This window comes from Paenibacillus sp. FSL R5-0378, assembly GCF_038009285.1.
Classification (GTDB): Bacteria; Bacillota; Bacilli; order Paenibacillales; family Paenibacillaceae; genus Paenibacillus_AQ; species Paenibacillus_AQ favisporus.
The window spans coordinates 2,196,486-2,219,477 of the sequence record NZ_JBBPAY010000001.1; the positions used below are offsets into that span (position 1 = coordinate 2,196,486).

Annotated in this window: 19 protein-coding genes and 1 riboswitch; of the genes, 18 read left to right on the plus strand and 1 reads right to left on the minus strand. The window is 53.2% G+C overall.

Annotated features, from left to right (window positions below):
* Positions 1-178 precede the first annotated feature (178 nt).
* From MKY74_RS10365 to MKY74_RS10425, 13 genes are all read left to right on the plus strand, one after another.
* Positions 179-1,966, plus strand: coding sequence for a sensor histidine kinase (locus MKY74_RS10365; RefSeq protein ID WP_076170557.1), 1,788 nt, complete (start codon positions 179-181; stop codon positions 1,964-1,966).
* Positions 1,959-3,503, plus strand: coding sequence for a response regulator transcription factor (locus tag MKY74_RS10370; RefSeq protein ID WP_076170556.1), 1,545 nt, complete (start codon positions 1,959-1,961; stop codon positions 3,501-3,503). The genes MKY74_RS10365 and MKY74_RS10370 overlap by 8 nt, the downstream gene beginning before the upstream one ends.
* Positions 3,504-3,746: 243 nt before the next feature.
* Positions 3,747-4,730 (plus strand): ABC transporter permease, encoded by a 984-nt coding sequence (locus MKY74_RS10375; protein WP_076170555.1) that lies wholly within the window; start codon positions 3,747-3,749, stop codon positions 4,728-4,730.
* A 16-nt stretch (positions 4,731-4,746) separates the two neighbouring features.
* Entirely contained in the window at positions 4,747-5,646 is a 900-nt protein-coding gene (locus tag MKY74_RS10380; RefSeq protein WP_076170554.1) for a carbohydrate ABC transporter permease, read from the plus strand.
* A 108-nt stretch (positions 5,647-5,754) separates the two neighbouring features.
* Entirely contained in the window at positions 5,755-7,452 is a 1,698-nt protein-coding gene (locus MKY74_RS10385) for an ABC transporter substrate-binding protein (protein WP_076170553.1), read from the plus strand.
* Between the two features lie 500 nt (positions 7,453-7,952).
* A complete protein-coding gene (locus tag MKY74_RS10390; protein ID WP_076170552.1) occupies positions 7,953-9,680 on the plus strand; it encodes an ABC transporter substrate-binding protein in 1,728 nt (575 codons plus the stop codon).
* Positions 9,681-9,891: 211 nt separating this feature from the next.
* Positions 9,892-10,569: a nicotinamide riboside transporter PnuC gene (pnuC, locus tag MKY74_RS10395; RefSeq protein ID WP_076170820.1), complete on the plus strand. Its 678-nt coding sequence runs from the start codon at positions 9,892-9,894 to the stop codon at positions 10,567-10,569.
* Complete coding sequence (locus tag MKY74_RS10400) at positions 10,566-11,573, plus strand: AAA family ATPase (protein WP_076170551.1); 1,008 nt, start codon at positions 10,566-10,568, stop codon at positions 11,571-11,573. The genes pnuC and MKY74_RS10400 overlap by 4 nt, the downstream gene beginning before the upstream one ends.
* 131 nt (positions 11,574-11,704) lie before the next feature.
* Positions 11,705-13,408, plus strand: coding sequence for a molecular chaperone HscC (locus MKY74_RS10405; RefSeq protein WP_144025422.1), 1,704 nt, complete (start codon positions 11,705-11,707; stop codon positions 13,406-13,408).
* Positions 13,405-14,757: a tetratricopeptide repeat protein gene (locus tag MKY74_RS10410; protein ID WP_076170549.1), complete on the plus strand. Its 1,353-nt coding sequence runs from the start codon at positions 13,405-13,407 to the stop codon at positions 14,755-14,757. The genes MKY74_RS10405 and MKY74_RS10410 overlap by 4 nt, the downstream gene beginning before the upstream one ends.
* A gap of 15 nt (positions 14,758-14,772) precedes the next feature.
* On the plus strand, positions 14,773-15,492 hold the full coding sequence (locus MKY74_RS10415) for a DUF1266 domain-containing protein (RefSeq protein ID WP_076170548.1): 720 nt from the start codon (positions 14,773-14,775) through the stop codon (positions 15,490-15,492).
* An 86-nt stretch (positions 15,493-15,578) separates the two neighbouring features.
* Complete coding sequence (locus MKY74_RS10420; RefSeq protein WP_076170547.1) at positions 15,579-16,133, plus strand: NADAR family protein; 555 nt, start codon at positions 15,579-15,581, stop codon at positions 16,131-16,133.
* Positions 16,134-16,186: 53 nt separating this feature from the next.
* The gene (locus MKY74_RS10425; protein WP_167372875.1) at positions 16,187-16,363 is read left to right on the plus strand and encodes a hypothetical protein; all 177 of its coding nucleotides are present in this window, start codon (positions 16,187-16,189) and stop codon (positions 16,361-16,363) included.
* A 114-nt stretch (positions 16,364-16,477) separates the two neighbouring features.
* Here MKY74_RS10425 and yhbH read toward each other — a convergent pair whose 3' ends face one another.
* Complete coding sequence (yhbH, locus tag MKY74_RS10430) at positions 16,478-17,635, minus strand: sporulation protein YhbH (RefSeq protein ID WP_076170546.1); 1,158 nt, start codon at positions 17,633-17,635, stop codon at positions 16,478-16,480.
* A 238-nt stretch (positions 17,636-17,873) separates the two neighbouring features.
* Positions 17,874-17,983: riboswitch (TPP riboswitch) on the plus strand.
* 143 nt (positions 17,984-18,126) lie between these two features.
* Here yhbH and thiE point away from each other — a divergent pair.
* The 5 genes from thiE to MKY74_RS10455 all read left to right on the plus strand — a co-directional run bounded on the left by thiE (position 18,127) and on the right by MKY74_RS10455 (position 22,716).
* On the plus strand, positions 18,127-18,774 hold the full coding sequence (thiE, locus tag MKY74_RS10435; RefSeq protein ID WP_076170545.1) for a thiamine phosphate synthase: 648 nt from the start codon (positions 18,127-18,129) through the stop codon (positions 18,772-18,774).
* Positions 18,758-18,955, plus strand: coding sequence for a sulfur carrier protein ThiS (gene thiS, locus MKY74_RS10440; protein WP_076170544.1), 198 nt, complete (start codon positions 18,758-18,760; stop codon positions 18,953-18,955). The genes thiE and thiS overlap by 17 nt, the downstream gene beginning before the upstream one ends.
* An 8-nt stretch (positions 18,956-18,963) precedes the next feature.
* Positions 18,964-19,743, plus strand: coding sequence for a thiazole synthase (locus MKY74_RS10445; RefSeq protein ID WP_076170543.1), 780 nt, complete (start codon positions 18,964-18,966; stop codon positions 19,741-19,743).
* Between the two features lie 26 nt (positions 19,744-19,769).
* Positions 19,770-20,915 (plus strand): glycine oxidase ThiO, encoded by a 1,146-nt coding sequence (gene thiO / locus MKY74_RS10450; RefSeq protein ID WP_076170542.1) that lies wholly within the window; start codon positions 19,770-19,772, stop codon positions 20,913-20,915.
* A 577-nt stretch (positions 20,916-21,492) separates the two neighbouring features.
* Complete coding sequence (locus tag MKY74_RS10455) at positions 21,493-22,716, plus strand: S-layer homology domain-containing protein (protein ID WP_076170541.1); 1,224 nt, start codon at positions 21,493-21,495, stop codon at positions 22,714-22,716.
* Positions 22,717-22,992: the final 276 nt, after the last annotated feature.

Below are 22,992 nucleotides of genomic sequence, written 5' to 3' on the forward strand. Positions count from 1 at the left end.
ACTGACATGGCCGGCCGAAAGTCCGGATTCTGTCCCGGATCAGGTTGTTGGCAAATCCCAGCAGCCCGGAAATTAATGCAGTCTTCATGTCGATTTATGTTAGAATATAAAAGCATGAGTCTAAGGTTTCCTATTTACGAAAGCGTTTTATATTTTTGCGGGCGGTGACTGCGTTACCATGTGGAAGTACTTTGTGCAAGCAACCAACAACATGAGGATCCGGAATAAATTGATCTTTTCCTACCTGTTCGTCGTCATGATCCCCGTGCTGATCGTGGGGGGCATCATTACCGCCTATTTCAGACAGGATGCATTGGACAATGCGATAGAGCAGACAGCCAACGATGTGGATAAAATCAAAAGCCAACTGTCCACCATGCTGTCCGTGCCGATCTCGATTTCCAACAAGCTGTACTTGGACGATAACCTGAAAGACCTGGTCAATACAAATTACACGACCATTCTGCAAATGGTGCAGGCCTATTCGAAATACAACGATTTTGAAGAGCTTCCGCGGCTCTATAACGAAATCAGCAACGTCCGCTTCTACCATTACAACAGGACGATGATCAACAACACCCAGTTTATTAACGTTACCGCCAAGATTGAGGGGGAAGAATGGTTCCAAACGGCCATGAACAACCCGCGGATCGGTTGGTTTTTTATGGAGGGCAGCGACATCGGCACCGAAAAGAAGCTGAGCCTGGTGCGCCGGATCAAGTTCAAGGATTACCGAACCCCGGGAGTGCTGGTCATTACGCTCAACCAGAGCATGCTGAACTCGATCCTGAGCAAGGAAACGTTCAACACGCTCATTGCGGATGACAGCGGATACATTGTGGCCGCCAAAAATCCGCAGAACGTCGGCAAAACCCTGAAACAGCTGGATTTGAACATCGATATGCATCAAGGACAGGAACAGACGATCAGCCGGCGCGTCAACGGGGTCTCCTCCAACATTATCGTGGACAAGCTGACGCCGCAGACGAGCTTGAACGGCCTCAGCGTCGTGTCGGTCTTTTCGACCCAGGGCATTGTCCAGGACGCCAAAAAGGTCGGATGGATCGGCATGGCGCTGGTGATCGGCGTGCTGATCCTGGCACTTACGCTGATATTCGTCGTATCCAAGCTGACGACCAACCGGCTTCTGCATTTGAGCAGACAGCTGAACAAGGTGGCCCGGGGGAACTTCGATACGATTTCCTTCTTGGATGGCAATGACGAAATTGGGCAGCTCTCCCGCCAGTTCAATTATATGGTCCGAAGCATCAACGACCTGCTGAACCAGGTGTATGAGAGCAATGAGAAGAACACCAAGCTTGAGGTTGCGCAAAAAGAAATCAAGCTCAAAATGATGGCCAGCCAGATCAATCCACACTTTTTGTTCAATGCCCTGGAATCGATCCGGATGAAGGCTCATCTGAACGGGGAAAAGGAAATCGCCAACATCGTGCGGCTGCTGGGCAAGCTGATGCGCAAAAACCTCGAAGTCGGCAGTGTGAAAAAAACGCTGAAAGAGGAAATGGACATTGTCCGCGCGTACTTGGAAATCCAGAAATTCCGGTATGAGGATCGCTTGAACTACGAGCTGATTGTCGAGCCGGAGACCGAACGGGTGCTGCTGCCGCCGCTGATCATTCAGCCGCTGGTGGAGAATGCGATTATCCATGGCCTGGAAGGCAAAGAAGTGGACGGGATGCTGCGCGTCCGCTGCTCGATGAAGGAAGATATGCTGCATGTCGAGGTTATCGACAACGGGGCCGGCATGTCGGAGGAACGCAGGCAATTCGTTCTGGCGACGCTGGATGCGGAAGAGGAGGAAGGCAACCGCATCGGCTTGCGGAACATCCATCAGCGAATTAAGCTGACATATGGAGACGACTTCGGCCTGCATATTACGAGTATCCCGGGACAGGGAACCAAGATGGAATTCATGATACCAACAGGGGGAGAAATGCATGTTTAACGTTTTGATTGTGGATGACGAACCGATGATCCGCGAAGGCCTCAAGACGATCATCGACTGGGAGAGCTTCGGGTTTACGGTGGTGGATACGGCGGCCAACGGCCGGGATGGGCTGGATAAAATCAAAGAGCTGAAGCCCGATCTGACTATCATCGATATCCGCATGCCGGGCATGACCGGTCTCGACGTCATTGAAGAGGCCCGGGCCGCCATGATCTCGACGCATTTTCTAATTTTGAGCGGATATGCCGATTTTGATTATGCCAAGCGGGCGATCGGTTACGGCGTGAACGGATACCTGCTGAAGCCGCTGGATGAGGAGGAGCTCGGGGAGGAGCTGCAGCGGATCGGCGCGATTCTGACCCGGGAGAAACAATCGCATCGTTCCGCGGAAGAGGACCATGTCTTCCGCGAGCACCTGCTTGAATCCTTCCTGCTGCAGGAAGAAGCGCTTCGGGATCCGGCGACGGTCATGCAGCTGGGGCTGGACTGGCCGAGATATCAGATCGTCCTGTTCGAAATTCATGGATCGGCGGACGATGCACCTTTAGCCTCCTTAAGAAGAAAGCTGTCGGGCCATTTTGACGGAGCGGAGCGTGTCATTGTGTTTTCGGCGGGGCCGTATGCGGCTGTGCTGTGGGACCGGGGGATGTCCCGGGAAGACGATGCTGCCCGCTGTTACGCGGAATGGGGTGCGCTGCTGCCGGATAACAAGGGATGGTTTGCCGCCGCTGGGGGAGCGGTCACCGATATTTCGCTCATTGGACAATCGTATGCGGAGGCCGCCGAGCTGCTGCACCATCGTTTTTTGTTCCATGAAGAGCGTTTGATGCTGCCCGGGGATTTGACCTTAATGGCAGAGTCATACCCGGAGAAGGCGCCGCTCGATCCAACGGGAGAAATCGAACTGTCGGATATGCTGTATTATGCGCTGGACATCCGGAGCATGGAAGCGGTCAGCCGCTTTTTTGACGAGCTGGAGGAGCGGATTGTCGGTTTCGGGCAGGCCGAGCAGGCCGTGAAGTCGGCGGTGACCCATATTTTGACCATGGCCATCAACAAGCTGTCGGGACAGAACCAGGCATTGTATCCGCTGCTGCAGGATGCGCCGCTGTTCATTACGGAAGCGTTCCGCCAGCCGACATGGGAGCGGCTGAAAGCAGTAGCGGCCGCCCATTTGAGCAGTCTTATCGAGAGAATCGGCGGCGGGAGCAAGGATGCGGTGCTGAAGCAGATGATCGATTTTATTCACCGGAACTACAAGGAGAACCTGAAGCTGGAGCTTCTGGCCCAGGTGTTTAATTACAACAGCGCTTATTTGGGGAAAATGTTCAAAAACTATACAGGCGAGAATTTCAACGCGTTCCTCGACAACGTGCGGATTGAGCACGCGAAGGAGCTGTTATCCCAGGGACTCAAGGTGCATCAAGTGGCGGTATGTGTCGGATATGCGAACGTGGACTATTTTCACAGCAAATTCAAGAAATACGTCGGGGCGTCCCCGTCGTCATTCCGGAAAAAGGAGCCTTCCGAGTAGTCTCTTAGCTTTCAAGATCCTGCGGTATGATTTTGGCTATACCGTCTTTCAAAAACGTTTTCGAGGCGAATTCCCCCCTGAAAATTAGATTTTTGGGGGGATTTTTGTGTAAAGTCATGTCAAATTTCGACTTTGAAAGCGTTATATCTAATTTTTATATGATTTTAGGTGAAATCCGATGGGTATTTTTATAAGCGCTTCATTTAGTAAGATTGAGTTATCAATTAGAGGAGGGGTTATTGAATGGAAGCGCTCACACCTAACACCATTCCCCGCAGCGGTCAAGATACTGCTAAAGCACCAAAGCGTAAACGAAAGCGCGGCTTCTGGAGTACGGTGCTCCAGCAAAAATATTTATATTTAATGTCGCTCCCTTTTGTTATTTGGGTGTTCGTGTTCAGTTACCTGCCGCTTTGGGGCTGGACGATGGCCTTTCAAAACTATAAACCGGCAAGGTCATTTTCCGAGCAAAAATGGGTAGGATTTAAATATTTCCAAGAGCTGTTCCAAGACGACCGGTTTTATCTGGTGCTGCGGAACACGCTGGCGATGAGCTTCATGGGCCTCATTCTGGGATTCGTGGTTCCGATCTTCTTCGCGATTCTCCTTAATGAGCTGCGTGGCATGTTCTTTAAGCGGTTCGTGCAGACGGTTTCTTATCTGCCGCACTTTGTATCCTGGGTCGTTGTGGCAGGCATTATTACGAAAATGCTTTCAATCGACGGCGGTGCGGTCAACCAGATTCTGATGGCGCTCCACCTCACGGACGAACCAATACAGTTCATGGCGAAGGGAAGCTGGTTCTGGTACATTGTAACCGGTTCCGATGTCTGGAAGGAAACAGGCTGGAATACGATCATCTATTTGGCAGCGATTACAGGGATTGACCCGGAGCTGTACGAAGCATCCCGCGTCGACGGCGCGAGCCGCTGGAGACAGATGTGGCACATTACGCTGCCGGGCATCCGCTCGACGATCTCGGTACTCCTGATTATGTCGATTGGCCACTTGATCAGTATCGGATTCGAGAAACAGTTCCTGCTCGGCAACAACCTGGTGACGGATTACTCGGAGGTTCTCGATCTGTACGCACTGAATTATGGTCTGAATATGGGCAGGTTCTCATACGGTACCGCCATCGGCATATTCAACTCCGTAGTCAGCATCATCCTGTTGTTTACGGCTAACGGCATTTTCAAAAAGGTTACGAAAGAAAGCATTATGTAGGAGGCGAGAAGTCGAGATGCCAAACAAAGCGTTTAATGCGACCCGATCCGATAAGATCTTCGATATATGCAATATCATCTTCATGGCGATCGTGCTGATCGTTACGCTGTATCCGTTTCTGAACGTGCTCGCCATATCGCTGAACGATTCCATCGATACGGTGCGTGGTGGCATCACCATCTGGCCGCGTGCGTTCACATTTGAAAACTATAAGACGATATTTGCTTATGACACTTTGCTTCAAGGCTTGAAAATTTCCATTTTGCGTACGATCGTCGGTGCTGTTCTGGGGCTGCTCAGCGCATCGATGCTGGCCTATACGCTCAGCCGGCCTGACTTTCAGGCCCGGAAGTTCGTATCGACATTCCTGGCGATGACGATGTACTTCTCCGGCGGCCTGATCCCGGGATACATCCTGATGCGCGACCTGAACCTGATCGGCACGTTCTGGGTATATGTTTTGCCGGGTCTCGTCAGTGCATTCAACGTATTTATCGTCCGTTCCTTTATCGACGGCTTGCCTTATGCCCTTCAGGAATCGGCCAAGCTGGACGGAGCCAACGATTTTACGGTATACTGGCGCATTATCCTGCCGCTCTGTAAACCGGTGCTTGCGACGATTGCGCTGTTCCTTGCCGTAGGTCAGTGGAACTCCTGGTTCGATACGTACCTGTACAACGGCAGCAACGCCACCTGGACCACCCTGCAGTACGAGCTGATGAAGGTGCTGCAGAGCACGCAGCAGGGCGGCGGAGCGATCAACGCCAACGACATGGCCAAACAAATGGCCCAGATTTCACCGGAATCGATCAAGATGGCCATTACCATCGTCGTGACCGTGCCGATCCTGATCGTCTATCCGTTCCTGCAGAAATATTTTGTGAGCGGCATGACGCTGGGCGCGGTCAAATCGTAAACAACGCTTTTTGAGAAGTTACATTCTTATATAGAGGTATCAGCAGGCTAGCCTGTTATACAAAATAGATAAAGAAAAAGATTAGACATCATGGGGAGGGTTTACGCAATGCCAAAGAAAGCGTTCAAGGTAACCGCGATTTCTCTGATCATCGCATCAATGCTAGCGGTTGCGGGCTGCGGCGGAGGCAAGGAGGATACCGCTGCCAAAGATACAGGCGATACGACATCGCCGATCACCTTCAGTTTTTTCGGTGCGGATGCGAGTCCAAACTGGAACAAAATGCAGGATGAAGTCGGCAAGGAAATCACTGCGAAGACAGGCGTTACGATCAATGCGGAGTTCGCTGTATCCGGCGGAGGGCAGGATAAGATTTCCCTGATGGCCGCAAGCGGCGACTATCCGGATCTTATTTTCGCTAAAGGTGACGTTAACAAGCTGGTGGATGCCGGCGCAATGCTCGACCTGACCGATCTGATTGACAAGTACGCGCCGAACCTGAAGAAGGTATATGGCGACTACATGGACCGTCTGAAGTACAGCAACGATGACCAAGCCATCTATGTGCTGCCGACCAATGCGGCGGTGAACCAGCAGTATTTTGACGCCGGCGGCGGATTTGAAATCCAGAATGCCGTGCTGAAAGAGCTGGGCTATCCGGAAGTAAAAACCGTCAAGGATTTTGAGAACGTACTGAAGGCTTATAAAGAGAAGCATCCGACGATTGACGGCCAGCCAACCATTCCGTTGACGCTGGATGCGGACGACTGGAGAATCATGATCACCGTTACCAACCCGGCGTTCCTCGCAACAGGGGCACCGGACGACGGCGAATATTTTATCAATCCGAAAACCTATGAGGCTCAGCTGCACTACAAGCGTCCGGAGGAAAAAGAGTACTTCCGCTGGCTGAACCATATGTACAACGAAGGCCTGCTGGATAAGGAAACGTTTGTACAGAAGAGCGACCAGTACAAGTCCAAAATCTCGAGCGGACGCGTGCTTGGCCTGATCGACCAGGAGTGGGGTTATTCTGACGCGGAGAACGCGCTGAAAGCTGCAGGTAAGGACGAGAGAACTTACGCTCACCTGCCGGTAACCTTGTCGGAAGAATATAAGGATCACTCCTTCCAGGATACAGGCTTTACATCCGTTTGGGGCATCGGCATCACGAACAACTGTAAAGATCCGGTCCGGGCGATTAAATTCATGGATTGGCTCGCTTCCGACGAAGGGCAAGTATTGATCAACTGGGGCATCGAAGGCAAGCACTACAATGTCGAGGACGGCAAGCGCGTCATTCCTCAAGAAATTCAGGAAAAGAAAATCAACGACGCTTCCAACTTTACGAAAACATCGGGCATCGGCCTGTACACGATCTTCTCCGCCCACTATGGTGACGGTGTGAAAGATCCATCCGGCAACTACTATACGACGAACTTCCCGGATCAAATCGTAGCCAGCTACACACCAGCCGAGAAAGAAACACTGAAAGCTTACGGCGCTAAGACCTGGAAAGACCTGTTCCCTTCGGAAAAGGATTTCCCTGTTAAGCCTTGGGGAGCAGCATACAACATTTCGGTTGAAGAAGGCTCCGATTACACGGTAACGTACCAGAAAACGCAGGACATTATCCGCAAGCGTATTCCGGAAGCAATCCTGACGACGCCGGACAAATTCGACGCAGTCTATGACAACATGATCAAGGAACTGAATGCCGCCGGTGCGGAAAAAATGGAACAGCAATACACCGAGCTGGTGAAGGACCGTGTCGAGTTGTGGGGTGGAACGACCGAAGCGAAGTAATCCGAATTTTTAAAAAAGAGCAATAAGTTCATCAGGTAGGGCCTGCTCATAGCAGTAGGTCCTATTTGTGATGGACTTTTGTTACTTAATTCATCTCTATACCTTATATAATATAAAGGTGTAAATTTACTGTTGCATCAACGTTTTATTAGAATTATTGATCGTAAACGCATCAAAAATTAAATTTGAAAATATGTATTAAAATGACTTGACAGTCGTTTTTAAATCTTTTATGATTCAAATATGAAAGCACTTTCATTACACATTTTCCCTGCAGGCTGTTTTCGAAAACGTTTTAAACAAAGAGGTGGAGTCGAACAAGAAACCAGAGATGTGAAGTGAGGAAGTTTAGTTATCTGAGTTTTGTAAACGTATTCAATTCATCTGGGTTTCGGCACAACATGCGGCAGTGCCCAGCGTCCGTACGACGTTGATGCAATGCCGGCTCTTGAATGCAGCACGAAGTAATTCCATTAGTAATGAAGGGGGATATGATTCACATGAAGGGAAACACAAAGAAGAAGTTTGGAATGCTGCTCCTCGCCAGTGTGCTGCTCGTTTCCGCAGGCTGCAGCAGCTCAGGGGGCGACAGCAAATCCGCCGGTTCCGGCAGCTCGTCTTCCAATGCGGCGCAGGATGCGAAGGCTGACGATACGAGCCCGATCACGTTCTCGTTCTTTGGCGCTGACGCCAGCCCGAACTGGAACAAGATGCAGGATGAGATCGGTAAAGAAATTACGAAGAGAACTGGCGTGACCATCAATGCGGAGTATGCCGTATCCGGCGCAGGCACCGATAAAATATCCCTGATGGCTGCGAGCGGAGAATATCCTGATTTTATCTTTGCCAAAGGCGATGTCGACAAGCTGGTGGAAGCCGGCGCGATGATCGACCTGACCGATTTGATCGACAAGTACGGCCCGAACCTCAAGAAGGTATACGGCAAGTACATGAACCGTCTGCCGTACAGCAACGATGATAAAGCCATCTATGTGCTTCCGACGAACGGGGCGGTGGATCAGCAGTACTTTGACGCCGGCGGCGGATTTGAAATCCAGAATGCCGTCCTGAAAGAGCTTGGCTATCCGGAAGTAAAAACCGTTAAGGATTTTGAAAACGTTCTCCAGCAATATAAAGACAAACATCCGACGATCGACGGCAAGCCGACGATTCCGCTGACACTGGACGCGGATGACTGGAGAATCATGATCACCGTAACGAACCCGGCCTTCTTGACGACAGGCGCTCCGGATGACGGAGAATACTTCATTAACCCTGAAACCAACGAAGCTCAGCTGCACTACAAGCGTCCGGAAGAGAAAGAATACTTCCGCTGGCTGAATCATATGTACAATGTGGGTCTGCTGGATAAGGATACGTTCGTGCAAAAGAGTGACCAATATAAATCCAAGATCGCCAGCGGCCGCGTCCTGGGTCTGATTGACCAAGAGTGGGGCTATTCCGACGCCGAGAATGCGCTCAAGACCGCCGGCAAAGCGGAGCGCACTTATGCTCACTTCCCTGTAACGCTGTCGGATGAATACAAAGACCATTCCTTCCAGGATACCGGATTTGTAGCTGGTTGGGGCGTAGGCATTACTACGGCATGTAAGGATCCGGTCCGCTTGATCAAGTTCCTGGACTTCCTTGCATCCGACGAAGGCCAAGTGCTGCGCAACTGGGGTATCGAAGGCAAACACTACAACATAGTGGACGGCAAGCGCGTTATTCCTGATGATGTACAGGACAAGAAGGTCAACGATAACGCCAACTTTACGAAAACGTCCGGCATCGGACTGTACACCACCTTCTCCGCTCACTACGGCGACGGTGTGAAAGATCCATCCGGCAACTACTACACAACGAACTTCCCGGATCAAATCGTAGCTTCCTATACGCAGCCGGAGAAAGATACTTTGAAAGCATACGGCGCAACAACCTGGAAAGACCTGTTCCCGTCTGAAAAGGACTTCCCGGTCAAACCTTGGGGCGCAGCCTACAACATGGCCACTCCTCAGGACGGCAATTATAATGTTATCTACCAAAAAACGCAGGATATTATCCGCAAGCGGATTCCGGAAGCCATCTTGGCGAAACCGGAACAGTTCGACAGCATTTATGACAACATGCTGAAAGAGCTGGATGCTGCAGGGGCTAAGGAAATTGAAAAACAATATACGGAACTGATCAAGGAAAGAGTCGAGCTCTGGAGCGGAAGCGCTCAATAAGCCGGCCTGATCAGAGGAACGAGGGTCCCGGGATGTATCCCGGGGCCCTTTTTTGTTTTTTTCCAAAAAACCATTGCTTCCGGGAGAACATCCTGCTAAGATGTAAACAACAAATTGATAATATCAAATTGATGTTATTGATATCTCATCATTACCCTCATCGGTCACGGTGATCTGTGAAGGCGTAATGGAGCAGCTGGAGGGAACGGACATGGGAAAATGGTTTAAAGGATGGAGCGCCTACGAGCTGGTATGGCTCGGCGTATTTTGCGGAATTGCGGTCGGACTTACGGTGATCATGAAGGATAGCCTGTTCGGGTTTACCGTGTTTCTGACCGGCGTGCTGTGCGTGGTGCTGGCAGCGAAGGGCAACCTGATGAGTTATGTATTCGGGATGTACAACACGTTCGGGTATGCGTACCTGGCTTATACGAACGGGATTTACGGGGAGATGCTGCTGAATCTGCTGTTCTTCGTTCCGATGAACGTGGTCGGCTTCTTCCTGTGGCGGAAGCATCAGGACGGCGGCAAGCTTGAGATGCGCCGCATGAACCTTCGAGGGATTCTGTGGACCGGAGCGGCCTGCGTGCTGGGCAGCGTGATGATCGGTTTTTTCCTGTCGCTGATACCAACGCAAAATTCGCCGTACATCGATGCGATCACCAACGTGCTGTCGGTTGTCGCAACCTTCCTGATGGTATGGCGTTATAAGGAACAATGGCTGGTGTATATCGTGCTGAATGCTTTTACCGTGCTGCTGTGGGTGCTGCGTACTCTGGACGGCAGTCCTGACGGGCTGCTCATGATCGTCATGTGGAGCGCGTATCTCATCAATGCGGCATACGGTTATTACACTTGGACCAAAGGGGCAAAGGAGGCTTACCGATGAAAAAGCTGGGACTGACGTTGGGGAAATTCGCCCCTTTTCATAAAGGGCATCAATACATGGTGGAGACGGCGTTGAAGGAAGTGGATGAACTGATCGTGGTCATTTACGATACGACGGTCACGACCATTCCGCTGCATATCCGCGCAGGCTGGATCCGGAAGCTGTATCCGGGCGTCAGGGTGATCGAAGCGTGGGACGGTCCGGACGGCTATTCGAATGACCGGGAGCATGAAATTCGGGAGGAGCAGTATATTTTGGGGCTGCTTGACGGCGAGCAGGTTACGCATTTCTACTCGAGCGAGTTTTACGGCGAGCACATGAGCAAGGCGCTTGGCGCCGTGGACCGCCGCGTCGATGAGGCGAGGGGCGTGGTGCCGATTTCGGCGACGATGATCCGGGAGGACCCGTATAAGCACCGGCAATTTGTAAGTGACATCGTATACCGTGATCTTATAACGAAGGTGGTCTTCGTCGGAGCAATGTCGACGGGCAAGTCAACGCTGACGGAGGCGCTGGCCGGCAAATACAACACAACTTATGCCAGCGAATACGGCCGGGATTATTGGACGGAGCATCAGGTGGACCGGCGGATCAGCTTCGAGGCTTTTGACGAGATTGCGGCGGGGCATATCGAGCGAGAAGAGAAGGCGTTGCTGGAGGCGAACCGGTATCTGTTCGTGGACACGAACGCCATCACGACGTATATGTTCGCGCTGGATTATCACGGCCGGGCTCCGGAGCTGCTGACCCGGCTGGCGCTGGAGAACGCCGGCAGATACGATCTCTTTTTCCTGTGTGAGGACGATATCCCATATGACGATACGTGGGACCGAAGCGGTGACCAGAAGCGGCATGTATTCCACAAGCAGATTATCGCCGATTTGAAGGAACGACGGATTCCTTACATCCCATTAAGGGGATCGCTGGAGGAGCGGATCAAGCAAGTCGAGGAGGTACTGAAGGCGTTTGTTCCGTACAGCAACTATTTTGGAAGCCTTGTTTAAGTCGGTCCAATTATTGGATTAAAGAGGGGGCTGCTGGTAGAATAGAGAACGGATTGCTAGATTGGCCTGGAGCCTAAGGCTCGGGCCGGCTAATGAATAGGGAACATTCAACAGGAAAGAGGGGGATTTCATTGGCTGTGATCGGAATCGATCTGGGAACGACCAACAGCCTGGTGGCCTGCTGGGCCCAGGACCGTGCGGTGGTCATTCCCAACGTGCTTGGAGAACATTTGACACCGTCCATCGTCAGCGTGGACGAAAACGGCGAAATTGTGGTCGGCCGGATTGCCCAGGAGCGCTTGATTACCCATCCGGAGCGGACGGCTGCCACTTTTAAACGATTTATGGGAACAGAGAAAAAGTACGAGCTTGGCCCTCATTCCTTTACTCCGGAGGAACTGTCGTCCTTTGTATTGAAGGCCTTGAAAGAGGACGCCGAGAGTTACCTGGGCGAACCTGTGACGGAGGCGGTGATCAGCGTCCCGGCATACTTCAACGATGCCCAGCGCAAAGCGACGAAGCATGCAGCCGAAATCGCCGGACTGCGTGTCGAGCGGCTGATCAGCGAGCCGACCGCGGCGGCAGTGGCTTACGGCCTGCACCAGGAGCAGCCGGAAACCCAGTTTCTCGTGTTCGACCTCGGCGGAGGAACGTTCGACGTCTCCATCCTGGAGCTGTTCGAGGGAGTCATGGAGGTGAAGTCTATCGCGGGGGACAATTTCCTGGGCGGTGAAGACTTTACGGAGCTGCTTGTGACGTATTTTCTGGAGACGCACCAAATGGAGTGGGAGGCGCTGGACCCGAAAACAAGATCGGCTATACATAAACAGGCGGAGAGCTGCAAGCTTGCCTTGGGACGGGAGGCGTCGGCTGAAATGGCTTTGGCGATCGATGGAACCCGGTATGAAGTGCGGCTTGACCGTAACGAATTTGAAAAGCTGGCCCATCCGCTGCTCCTGAGGCTGCGCCAGCCGATCGAGCGGGCGCTGCGAGACGCGTCCTTGTCCCCATCCGATCTGGATGCGGTGATCCTGATCGGGGGAGCCACCCGAATGACGCTTATTAAAAGCGTCATCGGCCGCATGTTCGGCCGCATGCCGTACAGCGACATCAATCCGGATGAGACGGTTGCCGTCGGCGCGGCCATCCAGTCGGCTCTGAAAGAGCGGAATGAGGCGCTGAACGAGATGATCCTTACCGACGTGTGCCCTTATACCCTGGGGACCAGCATCGTACAGGAACTGGGTAACGGAGGATTCTCATCGGGGCATTTCTTCCCGATCATCGAGCGCAACACGCCGATCCCGGTCAGCCGGATTGAGCGGCTCTGCACGGTGTCTGACAATCAGCGGCGGTTAACCGTTGATATTTATCAGGGCGAGAGCCGGCGCGTCGAAAACAACATCAAGCTCGGCGAGATCCACATTAAGGTGCCGCCGGCCCCTGCCGGCGAACAGAAGATTGACGTCCGTTATACCTATGACATTAACGGGATTTTGGAGGTCGAGGTGACCAGCATTGCAACCGGCGAGAAGAAGCGCGCCGTCATCGAGAAGAATGCCGGCAGCATGACGAAGGAAGAGATCGAGGCGCGTCTGCTGGAGCTTCAGGATATCAAAATTCACCCGAGAGACCGGGCGGAAAACCGGCTGCTGTTGGCCAGGGGCGAGCGGCTGTACGAAGAGGCGCTGGGCGAGAGTCGGGAAGTGATCGCTGCCTATATCGGACAGTTCGAAAAGGCACTGCACACCCAGGACGACCGCGAAATCAAAAAAGCTGCGGAGGTCTTCAAGGATCGACTGGAAGAGCTGGAAAGGTGGATGAGCTTCACATGAACATCTGGGAAAGGTTGGGGATCGAGCGGACCACGGAGCTGCGCATCATCAAGAAGGCTTATGCCGCCAAGCTGAAGCAGCATCATCCCGAGGACGATCCCGAGGGCTATCAGCAGCTTAGGGAAGCTTATGAGGCTGCATCCAAGTTCGCCAAGGAGGCCAATACAACGGTACGTGAGCCGGCTGAGGCTGAGGATGAGCTTTCCATGCCGATCTACCCGCCGGAGGATACCAAAGGCGAAGTTGATCAACCTGGTGCGCCTAATGCACAAACCACATACTCAAATGGAATATTCCAAGCCAAGGCGAGCGCAGATCCGGTAAGCCTGTGGATTCATCAGGCCGAGGAGCTGTACGACGACTTTCCGGCCCGGATTCGGGTGGAGTCGTGGGAGCGGCTGCTGAACGAGGATATCGTATGGGACGTCGAACGCGGGCCGGAGCTACAGCATGCGTTCGTGTTCTTTCTGATGTCCTGCAGGCATCTCCCGCGAGACGTTTGGCAGCTGCTGGACGGCACGTTTTACTTTACGGACGATCCCGAAGAACTGCGGGAGCGGTATCCGACGTATTTTGCCGAATACATCCTACAGCAGCTGGACGGATCACGGGAGCTGCGTTATGACTCGCTCGCTAACGCTCCCGTAGGGGATGCCGCGGACATTGAGAGATTTTTGGATCTGCGGGAGTCTGCGCTGGATATGCTGATGGAAGGCGAGCTGGAAGAAGCGGAAGCATGCTTGTCCGAAGCTTCGGTGTGGTTTGCGGACGATCTGGATCTGCAGCTGCTTTGGGGAAAATATAACCTGGCCGCGGGCAACCGGCAGGAAGCGCTGAAATGTTTCGGCCATGCGATCCTGCTGCAGCCGGATGATCTGGAGGCTTACCGGTACGCGGCACAGCTTCGATACGATGATCAGCGGTATGAAGAGGCGCTTTCGGATTGCGAGCGCATTTTGGCTGCCCATCCGGACGATCAGGATGCGCTCTGTTTGGCGGGACGGTGCCTCACCGCGATGGGACGGATACCGGAGGCCAAGGAACGGATGAAGCGTTCTTTTGACACAAACAATCAGCATATGAGCACCCTGATGTACTGGTCGTCTACGGCAAATAAGCATCACTACGATCAGGGGAAGATCGACCCGGCCGAGCACCGCAAAGTGGTCAAAAACAATATTATATTCGACGGTTTTTTATTTCTTCGGTTAACTTGGCTTTATATTTTTGTGTATATCGTGCTGCAGTTGTTTTTTGACGTGCCCGTTATCGTCACGGGGGTGTTCGTGGCCATTCTGCTGTGGTATTTATACAGAACGTTAAGAGCACACCGGGTGCTATCAACCTAGATAATGGAGGACGACATGCGCAGCGATTACAAGAAGAAGCAAATCAAACAGCTGGAGCTGTACTTCCGCTGTCTCTCCAGCGTATGCATCGACAGCGTGCTGGCTTATTATTATGTGCCTTACGAGTTTTTGAAATTTGAGCGTTACCTCGGGAACCGGGTTTTGAAAAAGGGGCTGCGGCTCTGGGACATCAAGGACGCCGAGTCCTTAAAGACCCGGATTCGCTGGCTGCTGGAGGACGGGAACCGTGACGATTATAAGGCCTTGAACGCCGAACTGTCGGCGCTGCCGGAACAGGCACGGCAAAACTGGATGGAGGCGTCCAAAGATGATCCGGAATATGCGCGGATGAGCGTGATTCAGACGTTTCTGCCGCAGCTGCCTGCCGGAGAAATAGCTGCCTTCGGGGGTGGATGGGCGATTTTCTTGAGCCGGATCGGACTCGCTTACGGATATTTGACGAAGGAAGAGGCCTGGGCCATTAAATTGGAGGCGGCCGGGTACGTGCAGCAGCATTACCGCAGCTGGGAAGAGTATTTGATCGCATTTATGGCCGCCAGCCGCTTTTGGAAACCGGAGGAGCAGTTTGGGAATATGGTCCACATCATGACCCGCGGGCAGACGCTTCTGGGGATGGGTACCTTCGCTTCCCGGAAGGCGCCATGGGATATTCCGCTTGAACCGGGAGGCGAACGAGCAGCGTACCGCAAGGGATCAGCCAGCCTGGATGCCTGAGGCGGTGATCAACGGGCATGCGGGTACCAGGGCCTTTAAATTGTAGGGCTTAAGTACGTGGGAAGCTCTTATAGGGGGGAAATTGGATGTATACCTTGGAAGAACTCCGGAAGGCATTCCGGAAAGGGTCCAAGCTGAAGTATGTATTTTTCTGGGGGCACCAACCCGCGGCGGACGGATCTATTACGAAGAGCTGCTTCAGCCAGTGGTGGGAAGCGAAGTTTACCGTGGACGGTGTGGAATATGCAAGTGCCGAGCATTATATGATGGCGGAGAAAGCCAGGCTGTTCGGTGACGAAGAGATCAGGGAACAGATTCTCGCAGCCAGGCACCCGAAGCAGGCCAAAGATTTGGGGCGGAAGGTGAGAGGATTCGATCCGGCCGTATGGGACCGGGAAGGGTACTCCATTGTGGTCCGGGGAAACGAAGCGAAGTTTTCCCAAAACGACGATTTGAAGCAATTTCTGCTGGGCACCGGGCAGCGGGTGCTGGTAGAGGCAAGTCCCGTGGATTCGATCTGGGGCGTTGGGTTGGCCGCGGACGACGAAGCGGTCCTGAACCCGCTTCTGTGGAGAGGGAAGAACCTGCTTGGCTTTGCCTTGATGGAGGTTCGGGACCGTCTGCAGGCGGAAGAAGCCTAGCGGCATACGAAACATGCGTGTCGTGCGTGCGGGGCCTAGCGGGAGTGAAAAACTTGGCAGCAGTAATGAGCACGCTGGCAATGGGGAGCACGCTGGCAATGAGGAGCACATTGGATGAGCATGCCGTCAGTGAGGAGCCTGGCAGGAGTCAGGATCAGTCGATTGTGGAAAAAGGCTGCAAATCGAGGGTCATGCTAGATTGTGGGAAAAAGGCTGCGAATCAAGGGTAATGCTATATAGAGGTCACCCGGCCATGCAAAAAGGTCGTTGTCGGTTACTCGCGTAACGGGACAACGACCTTTTTATATGCCATAATTTTACGTTCGAGGAGGCGGTGTTTCGGCTTAGGTCAGTGCGCCTTCCTGCTTTTTAAAGAACGTACGCAGCGCCTGGTAGACCTCGCCCTTTTCCTTGATGACGTAATACATAAACTGGTCGAGCTTGATATTACGGTACGCGGACATCAGCGTGCTGCTCCGGTTGTACTGGTTGACCTCTCCGTAACCGAACATGTTGCTGACTTTAAGCAGCTCGCCAATCAGCCGCACGCAGCGTTCGTTATCGGAAGTCAAGTTGTCGCCGTCCGAGAAATGGAATGGATAAATATTGTACTTGGCGGGCGGGTAGCGCCGGTCGATGATTTCCAGCGCTTTCTGGTAGGCGGACGAGCAGATCGTGCCCCCGCTTTCGCCCCGGGTAAAGAAATCTTCTTCGGTGACTTCTTTGGCCTCCGTATGGTGGGCCACAAAGACGATGTCGACCTTTTCGTATTGGCGGCGCAGGAAGCGGGTCATCCAGAAGAAGAAGCTGCGCGCACAGTATTTTTCAAACGTGCCCATCGACCCGGACGTATCCATCATCGCAATGATGACCGCGCTGGAATGGGGAACGACGATGTCCTCCCACGTTTTGTAGCGCAGATCGTCGGGGCTGATATGATGAATTCCCGGCTTGCCGCTGGTGGCGTTGCGCCGCAGATTTTCCAGGATCGTCCGCTTCTTGTCGATGTTGGACTGCATGCCTTTTTTGCGGATGTCGTTGAACGTGATCGATTCGGTTTCGACTTCCTGCTGCTCTTTCGGCTTCATATTCGGCAGCTCCAGCTGATCGAACAGCATGTTCTCCAAATCCTCGAGGCTGATCTCGGCTTCCATAATGTCCTGGCCGGGCTGGTCGCCGGCTTTTTCGCCTTGACCCGGCTTTTGCACCGGATCCCTGCCCAGCACGTCTCCCACCTGGCTGTCACCGTCTCCCTGGCCGACATGCTTTTGCTTCTGGTAGTTATAAATGAAACGGTATTCATCGAGGCTCCGGATGGGTACCTTGATGATTTGCTTACCGTCCGACATCACGATGTTTTCTTCTGTGATCAGGTCGGGCAGGTTCTGCTTGATAATTTCCTTAACCTTCTCCTGATGGCGGACCTGATCCTGGTACCCTTTCCGGTGCAGTGACCAGTCCTCCTTGGACACCACAAACAGCGAATGATCGTCTGATGGCATGTTCAGGCACCTCCCATGTTCCCATACTCAGCACAAACTTTGGCTTGTTAAACATTTATATTCACGGGCGGGGACGATATGTGATGACGCAAGAGATAAAATAAGAAGTTTGCCGCACCCAAATATATGAAATTTTGCGAGAATCGCTGCTATGGATGAGATAAGCGTTCCGATGCCGGTGATCTCACGCTGGCTATTGCCAAAAGTCAGCAGTTTGGGCTATAGTGGTTGTGAAATTAAATAGGAATGCGGGTGCTGGATGAAGTCCGGCTGAGATGGCAGCCTTTTGCTGCGGACCGTTAATCTGATCCAGGTAATGCTGGCGTAGAGAATATCATTCGAATTGCGGTGCCATTCGTGTATTTCTCGAATGGTTTTTTTGTGTTAACCGGGTAAGAGGGCGCTTTCGCAAGACGAGGGCTTACCCTTCGCGATGATAGAAGCCGGCATGAAATGGAGGGAAAGGCAAAGGGAAGAGAGGAGAAGCAGTCATGGTCGATTTTCGTCTGTATGCGATTACTGGCGAGACGTTCCATCCGGGACGCCGGCTGGTGGACGTGATGGAGCAAGCTATTCGGGGAGGTGCGGACATCGTTCAATTCCGCGACAAAACAAGCGGCAGGGAAGAGCTGCTGCGCAAGGCGGCGGAGCTGCGGGAGCTGACCCGCCGCTACGGTATCCCTTTTATCGTGAACGATCACGTTGATATCGCGATGGAGGTGGATGCGGACGGGATTCACCTCGGTCAGGGCGATATGCCGATCTCGGAAGCCAGAAAGCTTGTCGGTTCCAAGATCATCGGCATATCCACCCATGCGATTTCGGAAGCGCAGCTCGCCGAAGCGGAAGGGGCGGATTATATCGGCGTCGGGCCGATCTATGCGACGGCTACGAAAGCGGATGTGGTGGATCCGGTCGGTCTTTCGTACATTCGGGAAGTCGCCGGGGTCATTAAAATCCCGTTTGTGGCGATTGGCGGCATCAAGCTGGGCAACGTGGAGGAAGTGATCCGGGCCGGTGCGAGCCGCGTCTGCGCGGTGAGCGAAATCGTCGGCAGCCCTGACCCGGAAGCGGTATGCCGGGCGTTCATTCACAAGCTTGAAGGTAGAGGAGGAGCGGCGGATGGAACTGGTCGTTAACGGAACAAAGCGGGAGCTGGCGGCCGAGACGGTAGCCGATGTCCTCCGCTTGCTGGGGCTGTCCGGCAGGCCGGTCATGGTGGAAGCGGACGGACAGGTGCTGAAGATCGAGCAGTGGGAGACGACTCCGGTTGTGCCTGGAATGAAGCTGGAGCTGGTCCATTTCGTAGCGGGAGGTTGAGGGGAAAAATGAGCAGAGATACTTGGCAGGTTGGCGGACAGGAACTGTCGTCGCGGTTGTTTTTGGGGACCGGGCTGTTCCCCGATCCTTATGTGCAGATGGAGGCGATCAAAGCTTCGGGAACCGAGGTGCTGACGTTCGCTATCCGCCGGATCCATCTCGATTCGGTGGAGGATGACTCGATTCTGCAGCATGTGGAGCCCCAGAAATACATCTATCTTCCCAACACCTCCGGAGCGACAACGGCTGATGAGGCGGTCCGGATTGCCCGCCTGGCGCGGGCTTCGGGACTCAGCGACTGGATCAAAGTGGAGATTAGCGCCAATAAGCGCACGCTCCTGCCCGATCCGATTGAAACGTTAAAAGCGACGGAAATATTGGTCAAGGAAGGTTTTACGGTACTGCCGTATATTTCCGACGATCCGGTGATCTGCAAAAAGCTGGAGGAAGCCGGGGCAGCCGCGGTTATGCCTGGCGCAGCGCCCATTGGGACCGGCCTCGGCATTCTGAATCCGTACCATCTCGGATTGATCGTGGAGGAGCTGTCGGTCCCTGTCATCGTGGATGCGGGGCTGGGGACAGCCAGCGACGTGGCGCTCGCGATGGAGCTGGGAGTCTCCGGCATTCTGATGAATACCCCGGTGGCCAAAGCCAAAGATCCCGTGATGATGGCCCGGTCGATGAGGCTGGCGGTTGAGGCGGGGCGTTTGGCTTACTTGTCCGGGCGGATTCCGAAGAAGAAATATGCTTCGGCCAGCAGCGGCCTGGAATCGCTCGTCATCGAATAATGAAAGATGGACAGGGGGCTGTAACAATGAGCGGAGACATCATCGTCATGGGCGGCGGCATCATCGGATTATCCTGCGCGCTGGAGCTGCGCCGCCGCGGCCTGCACGTCACGCTGCTCGAAAAGGGACCCTGCGGCGGGCAGGCCTCCGGTGCGGCGGCAGGAATGCTCGCTCCGTATTCGGAGAACATAGAGTCCCCGGACGAGTTCTTCCGGTTGTGCCGCGAGAGCTTGTCTTTGTATCCGCAGTGGCAGCAGGCGGTGAAGGACATCTCCGGCGTCTCCTTCGAATATGCCGAAACCGGCAGCTTGTACGTCGCGAGGCACGAGGCGGATTTGCTGGCGCTGGAGAGCCGGTTGGAATGGCAGCGGAGCTGGGGCTCCGGTGGCGAAATATTAACGGGGAGCGCGCTGTTCGATGCCGAGCCGGGGCTGACCCGCGAAGCAGTAGCCGCCCTGCGGACACCGGTGGAGAGCCATGTGTATGCCCCGGATTTGACGGAAGCGGTCAAGCGGGCCTGCCTGGCCTCAGGAGTGCAGATTCAAGAGCATCTTGGCCGGATCGAGCTGGCTGAATGGCGAGAGCGGGTTGCGCTGAGGGCGCAGAATAGCGAGCGGTTTGAAGCGGACCGGCTGCTGATCAGCACCGGTGCGTGGGTACAGGAGATGTCGGAACCCCTCGGTATCCGGATTCCTGTACATCCGATCCGGGGGCAAATTTGCGCCTACACTTGGAACGAGGAGCGCGAGCCGCTTCGGCATCTGGTGTTCACCAGCCAGGGGTACCTGGTCCAAAAAGCGAACGGGACGCTCGTGTGCGGCGCCTCGGAGGATATCGCCGGGTTCGATACTTCCGTCACGGACAAAGGGATCCGGCGGCTGACGGAGTGGAACAAGCAAGTGCTGCCTGTTCTTGGTGAGGTGCAGCCGTTTCACCGCTGGGCGGGACTGCGCCCGGCGGTGCTGGACGGCCGGCCGCTGATCGGGCGGCTGAACAATGCCGGCCATATTTTTGTGGCCGCGGGTCATTATCGCAACGGCATCCTGCTCAGCCCGGTCACCGCCGCGCTGATCGCCGATAGCGTGGAGGGCAAGCCGCTGCCGGAGTGGTGTGGAGCGTTCCGGCCGAACCGGTTCGGTGAGGTGCAGGCGGGCGCTTTTTCGGGCAAATAAAGGATTGGCGTCGTTAAATATTGATTGTTCTAGCTGATAAAAGTACGGACAATATAAAGTTATTCGTTTGGCATGAAGCACATGGCAAAGCAGGAATGCATTCCTGCTTTGTTTTTTTTCGGGCGTCGCAAAAGCTATTTGCAGCAGGTGCATCTTATATATCCATTAAACCCATATAATTGAAGTGATGATGTATCGTGACAATTAATGACAAATTTTGCGAAAATCCTGTAGTATACTGCAAGTAGTCCTATGCTAAATAGGTAAGAAGTTTCACAGGAATACATAAGGAGGTGTGGCTGCTTAGGGCCACGCGTGGGCAAGCAGTCCCGTCGGTTAAGAAAACATATTTTTTAGCAAGAGAGTTTAGAGCAACAAAAGAAGCAGGAATTCAGTTGGTATCAGGTTGTCTGGAACAGCCGGGAAGTCAGGAGGTTACCTGGTAGTCAGTAAGTTAGATGGTACCTGGGTATCGGAAACAGTCAGAAAGTTAGAAGGGATCAGGGAAGTTAAGAGATTTAGTAAATGCAAAGCATCATATTTTAGGAGATTTTAGGAGAACAGGAGCGGAAGAAGTATGTTCAAAGCGATGTTGATGACCCTTTTGGCCGGGGCGATGATTCTTGGAACGGCAGGAGCAATCGAGCAGCCCGTGCCGGCCGCCGCGGCGTCAGCTTTTAAGGACGTGTCTGTGTCCCACTGGGCGTATCAGGCCATTAACGATGCGGTATCCAAAGGTTATCTCAAAGGTGACGGCAGCGGAAAATTCAGACCAAACGACCCGGTTACTCGGGCTGAATTTGCGGCTATTTTGGCCAGGGTGTCGACGAACGAAAACGCTGGCGGAGCTGCGGCATTTTCCGATTTGACCGGGCACTGGAGCGAAGAGGAAGTGAGCGAGGCAGCGGGGAAGGGCTTTTTCAGTCCGGCCGATTATGCAAACGGCTTTAAGCCGGGCACTCCACTGACGCGGGTGGAAATGGCGAAGTGGATGGCCTCGGGACTGGCGGCCCGCGACGGAGAGTACAAGCAGGCGATCGAGGACACGAAGGACACCATCGTTCCGGTGACGGAGTATTACAAGGGCGGCTTGAACAAGGCCGACTATCCGTATGTGTCGGTCATGCTGGGAACGGGACTGATGTCCGGGTACCCGGACGACAGCTTCGGCGGCGGCAAAACGACCACGCGCGCGGAGGTCGCGGTGATCATTCAGCGGTACGAGACGACGCAGACGAAGGCGCCAAAAGCGTTCAAAGGATTGAACGAGCTGCGGGAAGTGGGGACGACGGGGACGAATCATTTGAGTGTAACTTCATATGTTGATCCGCCAAATGAACACACTCTACAATCAATTTTAAATAAAAACACTAGCTTGCGTAATGGGGCGGGTAAGATTAAAGTCCATCACTATATCTTTTTGGGAGGAACAAGTGCAAAACAACCAGGCAGTATCTATGGGCGTATGTTTGCCGATAAGGAAACTTTATTCTTAGATGACTCTTATCTTGTATTTATAGATTCATCAGTTTCTCCATTAACCGACTCCTTTAGTTTGGCACATTACTCGAACGGAATGACGTCCTTTCTACAAGGTGGAATTAGGGTTTATGGACAAGGCCCAACAAAGTTTGGCTATAAAACATTACCTAATGATGGATCAAAGTTCTTTGTGAAAGGCAAGGAGACAAGGTTTTGGAGCTATTCTGTAGTTCCAAGATATGTAACCCACGGGGATAGTGTCCTCAGAAATATTGTTGCTGATGATGGATCGTACGGAGGCATTATCCTACGGAAGTAGGCTAGGGAGGAAATAGAGTGAGGACCCGGTTGAAGACAACACTTCTTTTGTTCCTAATTTTTTTACTACTTATCGGTGGGTACCCTTCCAAACCTAACGAAGTAAGAGCAGCTAGTGATGCGAGTTATCCATCCGATAGCACTGTCACCCCTTTGGGACCAACAAATCGACAAGTCGTTACTAAAAAAGTTTCAGCAACCGCACCAGGTAATCCAGGAGTGTATTGGTATCAATTAGACGATGGCTCTTTTAGGGCTGATCGAAATGACAATGGAA

Bases quoted from the DNA above. Each gene is read 5' to 3' on its own strand.
- MKY74_RS10455 (WP_076170541.1), top strand. From the start codon at position 21,493: ATGTTCAAAGCGATGTTGATGACCCTTTTGGCCGGGGCGATGATTCTT.
- pnuC (WP_076170820.1), top strand. From the start codon at position 9,892: ATGGGAAAATGGTTTAAAGGATGGAGCGCCTACGAGCTGGTATGGCTC.
- MKY74_RS10410 (WP_076170549.1), top strand. From the start codon at position 13,405: ATGAACATCTGGGAAAGGTTGGGGATCGAGCGGACCACGGAGCTGCGC.
- thiO (WP_076170542.1), top strand. From the start codon at position 19,770: ATGAGCGGAGACATCATCGTCATGGGCGGCGGCATCATCGGATTATCC.
- MKY74_RS10375 (WP_076170555.1), top strand. From the start codon at position 3,747: ATGGAAGCGCTCACACCTAACACCATTCCCCGCAGCGGTCAAGATACT.
- MKY74_RS10400 (WP_076170551.1), top strand. From the start codon at position 10,566: ATGAAAAAGCTGGGACTGACGTTGGGGAAATTCGCCCCTTTTCATAAA.
- MKY74_RS10420 (WP_076170547.1), top strand. From the start codon at position 15,579: ATGTATACCTTGGAAGAACTCCGGAAGGCATTCCGGAAAGGGTCCAAG.
- MKY74_RS10385 (WP_076170553.1), top strand. From the start codon at position 5,755: ATGCCAAAGAAAGCGTTCAAGGTAACCGCGATTTCTCTGATCATCGCA.
- MKY74_RS10390 (WP_076170552.1), top strand. From the start codon at position 7,953: ATGAAGGGAAACACAAAGAAGAAGTTTGGAATGCTGCTCCTCGCCAGT.
- MKY74_RS10365 (WP_076170557.1), top strand. From the start codon at position 179: ATGTGGAAGTACTTTGTGCAAGCAACCAACAACATGAGGATCCGGAAT.
- MKY74_RS10380 (WP_076170554.1), top strand. From the start codon at position 4,747: ATGCCAAACAAAGCGTTTAATGCGACCCGATCCGATAAGATCTTCGAT.
- MKY74_RS10415 (WP_076170548.1), top strand. From the start codon at position 14,773: ATGCGCAGCGATTACAAGAAGAAGCAAATCAAACAGCTGGAGCTGTAC.
- thiE (WP_076170545.1), top strand. From the start codon at position 18,127: ATGGTCGATTTTCGTCTGTATGCGATTACTGGCGAGACGTTCCATCCG.
- MKY74_RS10445 (WP_076170543.1), top strand. From the start codon at position 18,964: ATGAGCAGAGATACTTGGCAGGTTGGCGGACAGGAACTGTCGTCGCGG.
- thiS (WP_076170544.1), top strand. From the start codon at position 18,758: ATGGAACTGGTCGTTAACGGAACAAAGCGGGAGCTGGCGGCCGAGACG.
- MKY74_RS10370 (WP_076170556.1), top strand. From the start codon at position 1,959: ATGTTTAACGTTTTGATTGTGGATGACGAACCGATGATCCGCGAAGGC.
- yhbH (WP_076170546.1), bottom strand. From the start codon at position 17,635: ATGCCATCAGACGATCATTCGCTGTTTGTGGTGTCCAAGGAGGACTGG.